Source organism: Proteus vulgaris, from assembly GCF_016239305.1.
Taxonomy (GTDB): Bacteria; Pseudomonadota; Gammaproteobacteria; order Enterobacterales; family Enterobacteriaceae; genus Proteus; species Proteus vulgaris_C.
In genome coordinates this window covers 104,887-120,542 of the sequence record NZ_JAEHOQ010000010.1, presented here as the reverse complement: position 1 = coordinate 120,542, position 15,656 = coordinate 104,887, and the positions used below count along the sequence as shown (strand labels likewise).

Genomic DNA, 15,656 nt, shown 5'->3' with positions numbered 1-15,656 from the left:
TTATCCTCCCAGATTTATAGTATCTGTTTCTGATGTAGTACCACCGAAACGTCTTTCCCGTTTAGCAAAAGCATCTAGTGCATTCTGAAAAACTTGTTCATCAAAATCAGGCCATAAAACCTGTGTAAAATAAAGCTCAGCATAAGCTATCTGCCAAATAAGAAAATTACTTATGCGATGCTCACCACCTGTACGGATCACAAGATCGACACCAGGTTGATTATGCAAGCAAAGATGTGAAGATATGGTGTTTTCATTAATATCTTCGAGATTAATTTCTCCTTTTGAGAGAGAGGTCGCTAATTGTTTTACGCTTTGAGTAATATCCCATCGCCCACCGTAATTAGCAGCAATATTTAAATTAAGCCCTGTATTATTCGCAGTTAGTGCAATAGAATTTTTAATTCTGTCTTGTAGACGACGGCTAAAGCGACTGATATCGCCAATAACCGTAAGTTTAACATTGTGTTTATGTAGGCTTTTCACTTCGTTGTCTAAGGCAAAGACAAATAATTCCATGAGAGAGCTGACTTCTTGCTCAGGCCTATTCCAGTTTTCGCTACTAAATGCGTATAACGTTAGTGATTCAATTTTGTGTTTTACGGAAAAGCTAACCGCATCCCGAACTGCTTTAATTCCCGCGCGATGCCCCGTTACTCGGAGTTTCCCTTGCTTTTTAGCCCAGCGTCCATTGCCATCCATAATGATAGCAACATGCTTTGGTTTTGATGCGGATGAATCGTCACTGGATAAGTTCACTCAATTTAACCCTTTGCTAATCTGATACTGATACAGACAGTCCTCTTCGGATAACCCATGCACAAAAAAAAACCGTGTCACCCACGGCCTTTGGCAAAGCCTCAAAGTTGCTAAAGCAGTAGCTTTAGTAATGAACTGTTAATTTTCATTATTGTCTTTAGTGATTCGGCAACTATACCATTAGCCAGAAAGACGAACAAACACCCTATATTAAATATAATCACCATTATACAAATTGAGTGATTATCTGATGAGTTTCTAATCTGGCTAATTTATCAATTTCTAGAACATCATTAATACTTTGAGGCTCTGAGAGGTCAAAATGTTCAACAACTTTGCGATTAATTTTAGCAATATCAGTAAACTTCACTTTTTCGTGTAAAAAAGCATCAACAACGACTTCATTAGCCGCATTTAATACTGTTGTTGCTGCTTGCCCACGCTTGGATGCTTCAATGGCAAGTGCTAAACAAGGGTAACGTTGGTAATCTGGACGAATAAACTCTAGCGATTGAATCTCAAAAAAATCTAATGCTTTTGCACCAGATTGAGTACGATGAGGATAAGCCATTGAGTATGCAATTGGTGTTCTCATATCTGGTTCACCAATTTGAGCAATAATACTGCCATCACGGTAGCGTACCATTGAGTGAATAACAGATTGAGGATGAATAATTACTTCCATTTCTTCTTCTGAAGCATTAAAGAAATAGCGAGCTTCTATATATTCCAACCCTTTATTCATCATTGTTGCTGAATCAACTGAGATTTTACGTCCCATCGACCAATTTGGATGTGCACAAGCTTGGTCAGGCGTCATTGCCTCAAGTTCTTCTAACGGTGTATAACGAAAAGGTCCACCTGAACCCGTTAGTAAAATACTGGTCACACCTTCATCAGCTAAAGAAGCATGGCCTAAATTTTCTTGGATAGCTTTAGGTAAACTTTGATAAATCGCGTTATGTTCACTATCAATCGGCAATATTGTTGCACCATACTTAGCCACCGCATCAAAGAAAAGACGACCACTGGTTATCAGTGATTCTTTGTTGGCTAATAAAATTCTTTTACCTTTTTCTATGGCTGCAAGTGTTGGTTTTAGTCCGGCAACACCAGTTATCGCAGACATAACTTGATCAGCTTCATCAAGTGCCGCTATCTCATTAATTGCATGGGAGCCTGATAAGATCTCTGTTTTACAGGATGTACTTGCGAGTAACTGTTTAAGCTGATTTGCGCTTTGTTCATCAGACATCACAGCATATTTAGGTTGAAAAGTGACACATTGTTGCGCCATTTTATTTGCATTTTTTCCTGCAACTAGGGCAAGAACCTGATACTCACCAGGATTATTTTCAATAACGGAAAGTGTGCTCGTTCCGATAGACCCTGTTGAGCCTAATATAGTTATTTGTTTCATTTATTAATCAATCAGTATGTCTACAACGTTTTAATTAAAGAGAATTATATCAGTATGACAAGGTAAATGAGGGAGAAAGATGAAAACTTTAATAAATAATGTGACAAAAAGAAGGTATTAAGCACGAAATTTCAAATAAATAACCAAAAATAATGCCGCTAAAAGCGGCATTATCAAAAAAAGATATAAAATTAGAATTCCATTAACTCTGCTTCTTTCAGCGCTAATGCTTCATCAATTTTTTTAATGAACATATCAGTTAATTTCTGAATGTCATCTTGAGAACGGCGTTCATCATCTTCGCTGATTTCTTTATCTTTCAGTAATGCTTTTACTTTATCGTTAGCATCACGACGGATATTACGAACAGAAACACGGCCTTGCTCTGCATCACCACGGACAACTTTAATTAAGTCTTTACGACGTTCTTCTGTTAATGGTGGCAGTGGAACACGAATAATCGTACCAGCAGATGAAGGATTTAAACCTAAATCTGATGCCATAATCGCTTTTTCAACAGCTGGAGCTAAAGTACGGTCGAAAACCGTAATTGCCAGTGTACGACCATCTTCTGCAACAACGTTAGCAACTTGGTTTAATGGGGTTGGCGCTCCGTAGTATTCCACTACAATACCATCTAAAAGGCTAGGAGACGCACGACCAGTACGAACTTTATTAATCTGGCTTTTTAGTGCTTCAACGCTTTTATCCATGCGTTCTTGAGCATCTTTTTTGATTTCATTAATCACGTTATAAACCCTTGGGAACTGGTTATCTTCCAGTCGATATAAAACTATATCGACATAAATGAATTGGCGTACTCTTGATGTTAACGCCAAATTATACCGTTGTCTCTGTGTATTAAGCGTGAGAAATCAAAGTTCCTTCACTTTCACCCATTACAACCCGACGTAATGCACCCGGTTTATTCATATTGAATACGCGGATAGGTAAATTATGATCTCGGGCTAATGTGAATGCAGCAAGATCCATGACTTTCAATTCACGTTCTAATACATCCTGATAGGTCAGTTGCTCATAAAGTACTGCATCAGGATCTTTGGTTGGATCGGCTGAATAAACACCGTCCACTTTCGTTGCTTTTAATACAACGTCAGCTTCAATTTCAATACCGCGTAAACACGCAGCTGAATCGGTAGTAAAGAATGGATTGCCTGTACCAGCCGAGAAAATAACGACTCGACCATGGCGTAATAAGCTAATTGCTTCCGCCCAACTGTAGTTATCACAGACACCATTTAGTGGAAATGCTGACATAAGACGTGCATTAACATAAGCACGATGCAATGCATCACGCATTGCTAAACCATTCATTACTGTCGCGAGCATTCCCATGTGGTCACCCACAACACGGTTCATACCTGCCGCCGCAAGACCTGCGCCACGGAACAAGTTACCACCGCCAATTACGACACCGACTTGTATACCCAATTCAACGAGTTCTTTGATTTCTTGAGCCATGCGATCAAGTACACTCGCATCGATACCGAAACCTTCCGCGCCTTGTAGAGCTTCGCCACTCAGCTTTAGTAAAATTCGCTGATATACGGGTTTTGCATTGGTTGCCATGGTGTTCTGTCCTAAGCAGATTAGTTAATTGGAGGTTTTAGATAGCTTCTCTTTTTAACAAAAAAAAGCAAACGGTCAGTGGAGATTAAAACAAAACAGAACCGCCATTAGGCGGCTCTGTTAACGCTAAGCGTTATTATTTGCTCATTGCAGCAACTTCTGCTGCGAAATCAGCTTCAACTTTCTCAATACCTTCACCTACTTCGAAACGAACGAAGTTGATAACATCAGCATTGTTTTCTTTCAGCAACTCACCAACAGTTTTACTTGGTTCCATTACGAAGTGCTGACCAGTCAGAGAAATCTCACCGGTGAATTTGTTCATGCGACCAATAACCATTTTTTCTGCGATTTCGCGTGGTTTACCTGATTGCATTGCGATATCCATCTGAATTTGGTGCTCATGCTCAACAACGTCAGCAGGAACATCTTCAGGACGAACATATTCTGGTTTGCTTGCAGCTACGTGCATAGCAATGTGTTTGATCAGTTCTTCGTTAGCGCCTTTAGCTGAAACTAAAACACCGATACGAGCACCGTGCAGGTAAGTACCTAATTCTTCGGCTTCTAATACAGCAACACGACGAATATTGATGTTTTCACCAATTTTAGCAACTAATGCAGTACGTGCTTCTTCGAACTTAGCTTTCAGAGCTTCGATATCATCAGTTTTGTCTGCTAATACAGTAGCCATAACTTCTTTACCGAAAGCGATGAAACCAGCATCTTTAGCAACGAAGTCTGTTTCACAGTTCAGTTCAACCAGCGCACCGAATTTACCATCAGCTGCAACTTCTGCAAGGATGATACCTTCAGCAGCAACACGGCCTGCTTTTTTAGCCGCTTTTGCTTGACCTGATTTACGCATGTTGTCGATTGCTAATTCAATATCACCATTAGCTTCAACCAGCGCTTTTTTACATTCCATCATGCCTGCGCCAGTACGTTCACGCAGTTCTTTTACCAATGCAGCGGTAATTCCAGACATTTGTTTCTTCCTCGACTTTTCTATGGACTTGCCACAGATGTTCTCATAGCAGATGTGTAAAGGGGGCCTTTTGAGGCCCCCTAACCAATATATAGCAATACCTGGTTAAATAAGGGCTCTTACGAGCATGCCTTATTATTCAGCTTCGACTAAGCCTTCTTCAGCCTGAACAGCCAGATCTTGAGAACGACCTTCACGAACAGATGTAGCTGCAGCGGTCAAATATAATTTAATCGCACGGATTGCATCGTCATTACCAGGGATAATGAAATCGATACCATCTGGATCAGAGTTAGTATCAACGATAGCAAATACTGGGATACCCAGGTTGTTTGCTTCTTTGATAGCAATGTGTTCGTGTTCAGCATCGATAACAAACAGAGCGTCAGGTAAACCGCCCATGTCTTTGATACCACCCAGGCTGTTTTCTAACTTACCAAGTTCACGAGAACGCATTAACGCTTCTTTCTTGGTCAGTTTGTCAAAAGTACCGTCCTGAGACTGAGATTCTAAATCTTTCAGGCGTTTGATTGACTGACGAACAGTTTTCCAGTTAGTCAGCATACCGCCTAACCAGCGGTGGTTTACAAAAAACTGGTCACAGCTTTCTGCTGCTTCTTTAACAGCTTCAACGGCAGAGCGCTTAGTACCAACAAACAGGATTTTGCCTTTACGAGAAGCAATTTTGTTCAGTTCAACCAGAGCTTCATTGAACATTGGAACAGTTTTTTCCAAGTTAATGATATGAACTTTGTTACGCGCACCAAAGATGAAAGGTTTCATTTTTGGATTCCAGTAACGAGTTTGGTGACCGAAGTGAACACCGGCTTGCAGCATATCGCGCATTGAAACAGTTGCCATTTTAGACCTCTATAAATTTAAATTTGGGGTTATTTCGTCCACAAATCCCATACGACCGACTCATCAGCTGTAAAGGTTTGACCTTTACATAAGAGCACCCCGGCGTTATGTGCCGATTTGTGTGTGTAATTAACACAATTGAATGTTCAGATTTACTGTTACTACCCTAGATGTGATGCAATAACAGAACTCCGGCGCGCTTTATACCATAAATAACCTTAAGAAACCACTATTACTTGTGTTTGATAACGGCGTATTTGACATAAAACGGGAGATATTAAGCAGAGAAAAAAGAGATTATTGAAGCGGTTGCTGTGAATATTACTCTAATATCAAATCACTATAAAAAACACCAAAGAGAAAAGCGCAATATGTAAAGACAATCGGATCCAGAAGGCGTAATGTTCGTGATTATTCTCGATATCAGACAGATTACACACATCCTCTTTATTGGCATGCCTACTTTCTGCTGATATCATAAATGGTAATCAGAATTATTTCTCATCATTATTCATTTAACCTGCAATACAAAATATGAAGCAACCAACTTGTGTTATGTCATGCGTATTGTGGCTTTAATCTAGACGAAGAACTCAAATGGCTATTGTAATCAAGACAGAAGAAGATATTCAAAAAATGCGCGTCGCGGGTCGTCTTGCGGCAGAAGTTCTTGAAATTATCGCTCCTTTCGTAAAACCTGGCGTAAATACCGCTGAATTAGATCGTATTTGTCATGAACATATTGTTAATGTACAACAGGCTATCCCTGCTTGTCTGAACTACCATGGCTTCCCTAAATCAGTCTGTATTTCTGTTAACGATGTTATTTGCCACGGTATTCCTAGCGAAGAAAAAATCCTTAAAGATGGTGATATTGTTAATATTGATGTCACTGTTATTAAAGATGGTTTTCATGGCGATACTTCAAAAATGTTTATCGTAGGAAAACCGACCATTCAAGGTGAGCGTTTATGTCGCATCACTCAAGAAAGCCTATATTTAGCAATTAAAATGGTAAAACCGGGTATTCGCTTACGTGAACTGGGTAAAGCTATTCAAAAATTTGTTGAAAGCCATGATTTTTCTGTTGTTCGTGAATACTGCGGCCATGGTATCGGCGAAGGATTCCATGAGGAGCCACAAGTTCTCCACTATGATGCAGATGATAGTGGTGTTGTGTTACAAAAAGGGATGGCCTTCACCATTGAACCTATGGTCAACACGGGTGATTACCGTATTCGTACAATGAAAGATGGCTGGACTGTTAAAACTAAAGACAGAGGCTGGTCTGCACAGTATGAACACACATTAGTCGTTACTGATAACGGTTGTGAAATCATGACGTTGCGCAAAGAAGAAGAGCCGTTTATTTCTGCGGTTTTAATTAACGAATAACACTCTTCAGCTTACAGTGTAAAGGCGACATATTTTTTTGAGATATGTCGTTTTTTTTATTTTATTTGTAATGGAATAATAGAATTGCTAGTCAGGTTATCGTTTTAACATTAGTCTTAATGCCATAGGCAAACATTGAGTAAGAAGACGAATGATGACCACTAAAAACATATTTCAAACACAGCCCCCTTCCCCTTTTTTGCTGACGAAAAACACACAAAATCACACTGAACTAAAACAATCTATCGAACAATTTCAGTCTTGGTTAGCTGATGCTTTTCACCACAATGTCGATGTAACTTTATTGCTTCAAGCCCGTAGCCATTTCATTGACCAACTCTTAATACAATTATGGCGTTATACTCAATTATCGGATTATCCTGATCTTAGTATTATTGCTGTTGGTGGTTATGGTAGGCAAGAGTTACACCCCCTTTCTGATATTGATCTCCTGTTTTTAAGTGACTCACCTTTATCACCAGAAATAGCCGACAAAGTTAGTAAATTAATTACCTTACTTTGGGATGTACGCCTTGAAATCGGTGTCAGTGTTAGAACAATGGAAGAGTGTCTTTTAGAAGGTCTCTCTGATTTAACGGTAGCGACAAATTTACTAGAAGCTCGCCTTGTTTGTGGTAATCAATCACTTTATCAACAGTTAATTAATCATATTTTCAACCAAGGATTTTGGCCATCACCTGATTTTTTTGCTGCCAAAATAGAAGAACAAAAACAAAGGCATCAACGATTTCATAGTACCAGCTATAACCTAGAACCTGATATTAAAAGTAGCCCTGGCGGGCTTCGCGATATTCACACTTTAATTTGGGTTGCTCATCGACATTTTGGTGCAACCTCTATATCTGAAATGGTGAACTTTGGCTTTTTAACTCCCGCTGAAGGACAAGAACTACTAGAATGTCAATATACTCTGTGGAAAATTCGCTTTGCATTACACCTAGTACTTTCTCGCTACGATAATCGTCTGCTATTTGATAGACAACTTAACGTTGCTCAATGCTTAAATTATCAAGGAGAAGGCAACCAGCCGGTTGAAAAAATGATGAAGGATTATTATCGTGTTACTCGCCGTGTTAGCGAGTTAAACGATATGCTGCTTCAGCTATTTGATGAAGCTATCCTTGCTTTACAACCCAATGTAAAGCCACGACCATTAGATAATGAATTCCAGCTAAGAGGCACTCTTATTGATGTTATCGATGATAGCTGTTTTCTTGATGATCCTATCGCCATTATGCGCCTATTTTTGCGTATGGCAGAACATAAAGAGATCACGGGAATTTATTCTACAACACTACGTCATTTACGTTATGCACGTCGTCATTTAGTCCAACCTTTATGTGAGTACCCACTAGCACGCCAAGTTTTTATGCAGATCTTGCGTCATCCCCATGCCGTTTCTGGTGCATTTGTTCCTATGCACAAACACAGTGTACTCGCAGCTTACTTTCCACAATGGAATAACATTGTGGGACAAATGCAGTTTGATTTATTCCATGCCTATACAGTTGATGAACACACGATCCGTGTTTTACAAAAGCTCGAAAGCTTTGGTTTTCCAGAAAATCATGAAAAACACCCGCTCTGTGTTGATATTTATCCACAACTTCCACAACTTGAATTGCTCCGTTTAGCTGCACTCTTTCATGATATAGCTAAAGGCCGGCATGGTGATCACTCTGTGCTAGGTGCTCAAGATGTTGTTCATTTTGCTCAACAACATGGCCTAAATCAGAGGGAATCAGCATTAGTTGAATGGTTAGTTAGCCATCATTTACTTATGTCTGTCACAGCACAAAGACGTGATATTCAAGATCCCGACATCATTTTTCAGTTTGCATCAGAAGTAAAAAATGAAAGTCGATTACGCTACCTTCTATGTTTAACTGTTGCTGATATTTGTGCGACCAACAGCAGTCTATGGAATAGCTGGAAACAGAGCTTGTTACGTGAGCTTTTTCTATCTACAGAAACCCAATTACGCCAAGGTATGCATTCTATTCCTGATTTACGTGAACGCATCCGTCATCATCGTTTGCAAGCACTAACTATTTTACGCACAAAGCATGTTGATGAAGAAAAATTACAAACAATTTGGGGGCGTTGCCACGCTGATTACTTTTTACGGCACACACCAGAACAGATTGCATGGCATGCCCTTGCTTTAATTGAACATAATAGTGCTGATCCCATGGTATTAATCAGCCAACAAACAGAACATGGTGGCACGGAAATATTTATTTGGTGCGCAGATAGACCTTCTCTTTTTGCCTCCGTTGCAGGTGAGCTTGATAGACGTAATTTAAGCATCCATAACGCACAAATATTTACTAATCGCGATAATATGGCTATGGATACCTTTATTGTGTTAGAGCCGAATGGTAAGCCTCTTGCTATTGATCGATATAATGCTATCCGCAACGCTTTGATCCAAGTTGTATCTGCTCCTTATAACACCAATGCAAAAACACGCTCACTACCTGCGAAATTACGCCACTTTGATGTTCCAACAAAAATTAACTTTATCGCGTCTAATCATAATAAACGCACTTATATGGAATTATTTGCACGAGATCGCCCTGGATTATTAGCGATTATTGGTAAAGTTTTTGCTGATCTTTCATTGTCATTACATGGCGCAAGGATCACCACAATAGGTGAGCGTGTTGAGGATTTCTTCGTATTAACCGATAGCGAAAATAAGGCATTAAACCAAAAAATGAAGAATGAAGTCGTAGAAAGGTTGACAAAAGCCCTCGTTTCAAAGGATAAAATATAGGAACCCACGACAATACATATAGGAAATACTATTGATGCAAGCATTACAATCTATTATTGATAACGCCTTTGAACATCGCGCAGATATCACTCCAAACAACGTTGAGCCTCATATTCGTGATGCAATTAATAACGTTATTGCACAACTAGACAGCGGAAAACTGCGAGTGGCGGAAAAAGTTGACGGTCAGTGGGTGACTCATCAATGGTTAAAAAAAGCAGTTCTACTCTCTTTTCGTATTAATCACAATCAAGTGATAGACGGTAGTGAAAGTCGCTATTTTGACAAAGTACCTATGAAATTTGCTAATTATGACCAAGCTCGTTTTGAAAAAGAAGGTTTTCGTGTTGTCCCTCCAGCAGCCGTTAGGCAAGGTGCTTATATTGCTCGAAATACTGTTTTAATGCCTTCTTACGTTAATATCGGTGCTTATGTCGATGAAGGTAGTATGGTTGATACATGGGCAACAGTAGGTTCATGTGCTCAAATAGGTAAAAATGTTCATCTCTCTGGCGGTGTAGGAATTGGCGGTGTCTTAGAGCCATTACAAGCAAACCCAACCATTATTGAAGATAACTGCTTTATTGGCGCACGTTCTGAAATTGTTGAAGGCGTTATTGTTGAAGAAGGCGCGGTTATTTCAATGGGCGTTTATATTGGCCAAAGTACCAAGATTTATGACAGAGAGACGGGCGAAGTACATTATGGCCGAGTACCCGCTGGCTCTGTCGTTGTTTCAGGTAATTTACCGTCTAAAGATGGAAGTTATAGCCTGTACTGTGCTGTGATCGTGAAAAAAGTGGATGCTAAAACACGTGGGAAAGTTGGTATTAATGAATTGTTAAGAACTATCGACTAATATAAGAACAGCGGATAGAATTAATTCTGTTCGCTATTCTTTCACTCATTTTTCTATCAGGTGCCAATATATGTACGATAATTTAAAAAATTTAGGGATCCCGCATCCTGAAGATATTGACCGCTATACCCTACGCCAAGAAGCTAACAACGATATTTTAAAAATCTATTTTCGCAAAGACAAAGGTGAATTCTTTGCAAAAAGCGTAAAATTTAAATATCCGCGTCAACGTAAAACGATTGCTGATGGTCAATCAGGGCAAGGTTTTAAAGAAGTAAATGAAATCAATACTAACTTACGTTATGTTATTGAAGAATTAGATAAAATTTGCCAACAAGACCAAGTAGAAGTCGATTTAAAACATAAAATTCTGGACGATTTACGCCATCTTGAGCATGTTGTCGCAAATAAAATTGCTGAAATTGAAGCAGATTTAGAAAAACTGACCCGCCGTTAATAATATAACACAAAGACTAATCAATTTTAGTCGATTTAAGACGTTAGTTTTACATAAAATACCGCTTATTTACTGATAAAATGGAAATAAGCGGTATTTAAAAATATAACACTTTACTCATTTCTGTATTAACTAATTAGATTTATCAAATTATTTTCTCATTTAACCTAATTGACTAACCCAATCCTCTATCCAATCTATTGCAAATACTTCTGGTTCTGCGACATCCATACCGTCTATTTTTAATATCTCTCCAATGCGCTTTGCTTGATGTTCTTGTAATAGCGCTTCAAATTGCATACCAGCACCACAAAAATGGTCATAGCTACTGTCACCTAAAGCAATTAAGCCGTAACTTAAGTGTGGCTGATACCCCAAATTATCATGCAGTTCATGAAATAAAGGTGCGATAGTATCAGGTAAATCCCCTTGCCCTGTGCTCGATGTTATCACTAATACAGTCGAATATTTTTCCCAATCCGCAAGAGTACCGTCTTCATAAATATTAGCTTGGTGTTTATGCTCAAGTAAAATACGTTGAGCTTCTTCAGCAACCGCTAATGCATTTCCATAAACTGTACCAACAAAAATGCCGATTTTAGCCATAATATCCTCTATTTCATCTATCAATAAGTATAGAAAGCCACATACTACCGTTATCAATATACAAATTATGCCTCTTCTTCCTCAAGAGTAAATTCTTTATAAATTTTATTCCATTCTGTTCGCTCTTTAGATAATCGCCAAAAAACATCATTCATAGGTATAGATCCATTTATTGTTTTAGCCACTAATTTACAAGCCCACTTAGGTAGTGAATTATTTTTAAAATCTTTAGATTGCAACAAATAGAACAAATTTTTATATAAAATATTTAATTTATTAAAGGCATTATTACTTTTCTTTTGTTTTTCTTGATACTTATTAAGGAACAAATAGTTATACATTCTAAAGAAGAGTCCCTTAGGATTTTCTAGTGATCCATAATAAAGGTACAATTGAGAAGAAACCTCTCTTATTTTATCAAAAAGTACTTTTTTAAATCAACGTCATCCTTATTTATTGTAAAGAGTTTATATCTCCCTCATAAATAATATTAAAATTATGTTCTTTGAACATGGCTATTCTTTTTTTTCTTTTCATCAATATCACTAATAATTAAATTTTGAAAATATAAAGTTATTAACTTTATTGAATATTTTCAGTTCTTCACTTTTATATTTTATAAATGAAAATAGAGCTTTTTCTTCAAAATAGACCTTTTTGCTATCTTCTAGTAAGAGTACGAAATTTTTATTTGTATTATTTACTATTGATAATGTTGATTTCATACTTCCTCCTAGATTCAGTTTAATATCTAAGAGAATTACATAATTATCATCTATATTATTTCAATAAAAAAAACACTCCATGTCTACACATAAGAGTGTTTTTATAATTCAATCAAAAATAATTTATTCTTGTTCAGTCGTGTTCAAAGACCGAATATATTCATCCATTTCAGTTTTTAGATTATCTGACTTAGGACCAAAAATTGCTTGAATACCAGAGCCGACAACGACTACACCAGCAGCGCCCAATCTTTTCAATTCATCACGATCAACCTTATCAATCTCTTTCACGCCAATGCGTAAGCGTGTGATACATGCATCTAAACTACTGATATTGTCTTGACCACCAAAAGCAGCAACTAAAGATTGTCCCATCGCGCTTTTATCCGCTTGTTTTGCGTTTTTATCTTCAACTTCTCGACCTGGTGTTTTCAGGTTTAGTTTCACAATTAAAAAACGGAAAATAGAGTAGTAAGTTATCGCATAGAGTATGCCAATAATAGGGAACAGATATAGCTTGCTGCTATTACCACTTAATACGATAAAGTCGATCAAACCATGAGAGAAACTTGTACCATCACGCATACCTAACAAGATACAAATGACAAATGCTAAACCAGCCAAAATAGCATGAATAACATAAAGGATTGGAGCAACGAACATAAATGAGAACTCAATAGGCTCAGTGATCCCTGTTAAGAAGGCAGTTAATGCCGCAGAAATCATGATACCACCCACTTTTACACGATTCTCAGGGCGTGCTGAATGCCAAATAGCAATGGCCGCTGCAGGTAATCCAAACATCTTAAATAAAAAACCACCTGATAACATACCCGCTGTTGGGTCACCAGCCATATAGCGAGGAATATCACCATGGAATACTTGTCCAGCACTATTTACATATTCACCCACTTGCATTTGGAACGGTACATTCCAGATGTGGTGTAAACCAAATGGCACTAATCCACGCTCCACAACACCGTAAATACCAAAAGCAACAGCAGGGTTTTGATAAGCAGCCCATTCAGAAAAACGTTGGATAGCTGTACCGATAGGAGGCCAAATAAAAGCTAAGATAATCCCAACAAAAATAGCAATTAAGCCCGAAATAATAGGAACAAAACGCTTACCCGCAAAGAATCCTAAATACTCAGGTAATTTGATGCGATAGAAGCGGTTAAACATGGAGGCAGCAATAATACCTGCAATAATCCCCCCTAACACACCAGTATCAGTAAGATGCTGAGCCTCAATTTCAGCTGGCGAAAGTCCTAAAACCCAAGGGGCAACCACTATCATGGTTTTAGACATAATGCCGTAAGCTACTACAGAAGCTAGTGCTGATACCCCGTCATTATTGGTAAAACCTAACGCAACACCAATGGCAAAAATAAGTGGCATGTTAGAGAAAACTGAACCACCCGCTTCTGCCATAACTTGAGAAACAGAATAAGGGATCCATGAAAGATCTGCGGAACCAACCCCTAATAAAATACCGGCAATAGGTAGTACAGATACCGGTAACATTAAGGACTTTCCGATTTTTTGTAAAACAACAAATAGGTTTTTAAACATCAAGCAGACTCCCGGAATGTGGGTTTTATATGTTGTAAGTTTTTTATTTGTTTAAAGTAGCGTGGGCTTTATTTCATAAACTTATCTAATAATAAGCCTTATTTATTTTACATCATAAAATAAATCGCTTAGTGAATACATGATAGCTGTCACGTTTCAATACATGTAATCAGATCGAATTGTAGAATTATATATTTTACAAATAGTTAATAGAGACTATAAATTTGCGCAAACCATCAAGACTTAAGTAAAAAAGCCTTGATAGTCACATATCGAAATTAATATTCAGAGTAAGAAAGGAATTAAAAGTGGTGAGCTAAATCTTCACCATACTGCTCTAATTCAGGTCTTAATCCACGCCAACCAAATTGATTAATAAGGTGTTGCCAAGGGAGATCCCATTTCGCCACTAAATTAAGCGGTTGCAATGTGATTGGATGAATTAAGTTTAGATGGCTTGCATGTAACATCAAGCGATGAGATTGAAAATGATTTACAACACCACGGTTTTGACGTAAATCCCCATGAGCAGTATCGCCAATAATTGGGTGGCGAATGTGAGACATATGGCGACGTAATTGATGCTTACGACCGGTTTCAGGACGCAATTCTAATAAACTAAATCGAGATGTAGGATAGCGCCCAATCGCAACCTCTTTTTCAACGGTTGCTAATGGCTGACAATGTGTTACACATTCTTGAATTTGTGGTGGTTGAGTTGCAAATTTGTCTGCAATTTTATCTAACTCCTCCACTAAAGGGCTATCAATCACTAACGCTTCTTCAACATATCCTCTGACAACAGCATGGTAAATTTTTTCTGTTTTATGTTGCTCAAAAGATTGAGAAAGAGCTCTAGCAACATCAGAAGATAGCGCCATTAATAGAACGCCAGATGTAGGTCTATCTAAGCGGTGTACAGGAAAAACGTGTTGCCCTATTTGATCTCTCAGTGTTTGCATCACAAACACGGTTTCATGTCTATCAAGCCAACTACGGTGAACAAGCCAACCAGCAGGTTTATTCACCGCAACAAGATATTCATCTTGATAAATAATATCTAGCATTGTCGGCCTTATGATTTAAATATTGCGTCAAGTTCACGCAAATGATTGAGTAAATCAGTAAAGTCGCGACTCTCATCATCTTTGAATGCTTCTTCGTAATAAGGTGTGATTGCAAATGAATTAGGTAATGGTATCTCGTTTTTAATCATTGATGACAACCGCGGAATCAATACCCATTGTAACCATTCGTGAGCACTCATTGTATCAATACAAAAAGGTTCAGTGCTTTCAAACGCTTGCTCAGTTGGTGCTCCTAATTGCCATAGTTCAATGTTCTTCATCTCTTCTTCGATTAAGAGCAATTTCGCTAAAATGCGTTGTTCTGGTGTCATCATGTGTTCCTTATATAAAACTTACGAATAAGGATAACATTGGGATGGAATAGCAGAAAACAAATAAAAAAATAAAAGGAGCCGAAACTCCTTTTAGACAAGAAAAATAGCTGTCTGTACAACACATGCATCCAAGCAAGACCGTTTTATCTATCCCTGTGATTAAGTCTGTATCCACATTAATGGAAATATCCTATTTCCTGTGCCCTTGATTACTTAACA

At 38.1% G+C, this 15,656-nt stretch carries 16 protein-coding genes; 4 read left to right on the top strand and 12 right to left on the bottom strand.

The features are described from left to right. The 6 genes from uppS to rpsB form a co-directional block, all read right to left on the bottom strand. Nucleotides 1-702 carry a polyprenyl diphosphate synthase gene (uppS, locus tag JEP40_RS09505; RefSeq protein WP_232799229.1) on the bottom strand — a complete coding sequence of 234 codons (702 nt, stop codon included), beginning with the start codon at nucleotides 700-702 and terminating at the stop codon, nucleotides 1-3. A 283-nt stretch (nucleotides 703-985) separates the two neighbouring features. Beyond that, a complete protein-coding gene (gene ispC / locus JEP40_RS09500; RefSeq protein WP_198623362.1) occupies nucleotides 986-2,179 on the bottom strand; it encodes a 1-deoxy-D-xylulose-5-phosphate reductoisomerase in 1,194 nt (397 codons plus the stop codon). 191 nt (nucleotides 2,180-2,370) lie between these two features. Next, nucleotides 2,371-2,928 (bottom strand): ribosome recycling factor, encoded by a 558-nt coding sequence (gene frr, locus JEP40_RS09495; RefSeq protein ID WP_072070010.1) that lies wholly within the window; start codon nucleotides 2,926-2,928, stop codon nucleotides 2,371-2,373. Between the two features lie 112 nt (nucleotides 2,929-3,040). After that, a complete protein-coding gene (gene pyrH / locus JEP40_RS09490; protein WP_198623361.1) occupies nucleotides 3,041-3,769 on the bottom strand; it encodes a UMP kinase in 729 nt (242 codons plus the stop codon). Between the two features lie 136 nt (nucleotides 3,770-3,905). Next, nucleotides 3,906-4,757, bottom strand: coding sequence for a translation elongation factor Ts (gene tsf / locus JEP40_RS09485; protein WP_109409066.1), 852 nt, complete (start codon nucleotides 4,755-4,757; stop codon nucleotides 3,906-3,908). Nucleotides 4,758-4,892: 135 nt separating this feature from the next. After that, a complete protein-coding gene (gene rpsB / locus JEP40_RS09480; RefSeq protein ID WP_198623360.1) occupies nucleotides 4,893-5,618 on the bottom strand; it encodes a 30S ribosomal protein S2 in 726 nt (241 codons plus the stop codon). A gap of 597 nt (nucleotides 5,619-6,215) precedes the next feature. On the opposite strand from rpsB, the gene map reads away from it, so the two are divergent. From map to JEP40_RS09460, 4 genes are all read left to right on the top strand, one after another. After that, entirely contained in the window at nucleotides 6,216-7,013 is a 798-nt protein-coding gene (map, locus tag JEP40_RS09475; protein ID WP_198623359.1) for a type I methionyl aminopeptidase, read from the top strand. 154 nt (nucleotides 7,014-7,167) lie between these two features. Continuing rightward, nucleotides 7,168-9,813 carry a bifunctional uridylyltransferase/uridylyl-removing protein GlnD gene (gene glnD / locus JEP40_RS09470; RefSeq protein ID WP_198623381.1) on the top strand — a complete coding sequence of 882 codons (2,646 nt, stop codon included), beginning with the start codon at nucleotides 7,168-7,170 and terminating at the stop codon, nucleotides 9,811-9,813. 34 nt (nucleotides 9,814-9,847) lie between these two features. After that, nucleotides 9,848-10,672 carry a 2,3,4,5-tetrahydropyridine-2,6-dicarboxylate N-succinyltransferase gene (dapD, locus tag JEP40_RS09465; protein ID WP_198623358.1) on the top strand — a complete coding sequence of 275 codons (825 nt, stop codon included), beginning with the start codon at nucleotides 9,848-9,850 and terminating at the stop codon, nucleotides 10,670-10,672. A gap of 70 nt (nucleotides 10,673-10,742) precedes the next feature. After that, complete coding sequence (locus tag JEP40_RS09460; RefSeq protein WP_198623357.1) at nucleotides 10,743-11,129, top strand: DUF3461 family protein; 387 nt, start codon at nucleotides 10,743-10,745, stop codon at nucleotides 11,127-11,129. 162 nt (nucleotides 11,130-11,291) lie between these two features. Here the strand turns inward: JEP40_RS09460 and JEP40_RS09455 are convergent, their stop codons facing one another. From JEP40_RS09455 to JEP40_RS09430, 6 genes are all read right to left on the bottom strand, one after another. Then, a complete protein-coding gene (locus tag JEP40_RS09455) occupies nucleotides 11,292-11,735 on the bottom strand; it encodes a flavodoxin (RefSeq protein ID WP_198623356.1) in 444 nt (147 codons plus the stop codon). Nucleotides 11,736-11,800: 65 nt separating this feature from the next. After that, nucleotides 11,801-12,076: a hypothetical protein gene (locus JEP40_RS09450; protein ID WP_198623355.1), complete on the bottom strand. Its 276-nt coding sequence runs from the start codon at nucleotides 12,074-12,076 to the stop codon at nucleotides 11,801-11,803. 204 nt (nucleotides 12,077-12,280) lie between these two features. Further along, nucleotides 12,281-12,460 (bottom strand): hypothetical protein, encoded by a 180-nt coding sequence (locus JEP40_RS09445; protein ID WP_198623354.1) that lies wholly within the window; start codon nucleotides 12,458-12,460, stop codon nucleotides 12,281-12,283. 123 nt (nucleotides 12,461-12,583) lie between these two features. Beyond that, nucleotides 12,584-14,035: a PTS glucose transporter subunit IIBC gene (gene ptsG, locus JEP40_RS09440; protein WP_198623353.1), complete on the bottom strand. Its 1,452-nt coding sequence runs from the start codon at nucleotides 14,033-14,035 to the stop codon at nucleotides 12,584-12,586. 302 nt (nucleotides 14,036-14,337) lie between these two features. Continuing rightward, nucleotides 14,338-15,102: a tRNA pseudouridine(65) synthase TruC gene (gene truC, locus JEP40_RS09435; protein WP_198623352.1), complete on the bottom strand. Its 765-nt coding sequence runs from the start codon at nucleotides 15,100-15,102 to the stop codon at nucleotides 14,338-14,340. Nucleotides 15,103-15,110: 8 nt separating this feature from the next. Next, nucleotides 15,111-15,434, bottom strand: a complete 324-nt coding sequence (locus JEP40_RS09430) for a YqcC family protein (RefSeq protein ID WP_198623351.1) — start codon at nucleotides 15,432-15,434, stop codon at nucleotides 15,111-15,113. Nucleotides 15,435-15,656 lie beyond the last annotated feature (222 nt).

Coding starts and splice junctions, on each gene's coding strand:
- glnD (WP_198623381.1), top strand. CDS start 7,168: ATGACCACTAAAAACATATTTCAAACACAGCCCCCTTCCCCTTTTTTG.
- map (WP_198623359.1), top strand. CDS start 6,216: ATGGCTATTGTAATCAAGACAGAAGAAGATATTCAAAAAATGCGCGTC.
- JEP40_RS09455 (WP_198623356.1), bottom strand. CDS start 11,735: ATGGCTAAAATCGGCATTTTTGTTGGTACAGTTTATGGAAATGCATTA.
- ptsG (WP_198623353.1), bottom strand. CDS start 14,035: ATGTTTAAAAACCTATTTGTTGTTTTACAAAAAATCGGAAAGTCCTTA.
- tsf (WP_109409066.1), bottom strand. CDS start 4,757: ATGTCTGGAATTACCGCTGCATTGGTAAAAGAACTGCGTGAACGTACT.
- ispC (WP_198623362.1), bottom strand. CDS start 2,179: ATGAAACAAATAACTATATTAGGCTCAACAGGGTCTATCGGAACGAGC.
- JEP40_RS09450 (WP_198623355.1), bottom strand. CDS start 12,076: ATGTATAACTATTTGTTCCTTAATAAGTATCAAGAAAAACAAAAGAAA.
- JEP40_RS09445 (WP_198623354.1), bottom strand. CDS start 12,460: ATGAAATCAACATTATCAATAGTAAATAATACAAATAAAAATTTCGTA.
- JEP40_RS09460 (WP_198623357.1), top strand. CDS start 10,743: ATGTACGATAATTTAAAAAATTTAGGGATCCCGCATCCTGAAGATATT.
- JEP40_RS09430 (WP_198623351.1), bottom strand. CDS start 15,434: ATGACACCAGAACAACGCATTTTAGCGAAATTGCTCTTAATCGAAGAA.
- dapD (WP_198623358.1), top strand. CDS start 9,848: ATGCAAGCATTACAATCTATTATTGATAACGCCTTTGAACATCGCGCA.
- truC (WP_198623352.1), bottom strand. CDS start 15,102: ATGCTAGATATTATTTATCAAGATGAATATCTTGTTGCGGTGAATAAA.
- rpsB (WP_198623360.1), bottom strand. CDS start 5,618: ATGGCAACTGTTTCAATGCGCGATATGCTGCAAGCCGGTGTTCACTTC.
- pyrH (WP_198623361.1), bottom strand. CDS start 3,769: ATGGCAACCAATGCAAAACCCGTATATCAGCGAATTTTACTAAAGCTG.
- uppS (WP_232799229.1), bottom strand. CDS start 702: ATGGATGGCAATGGACGCTGGGCTAAAAAGCAAGGGAAACTCCGAGTA.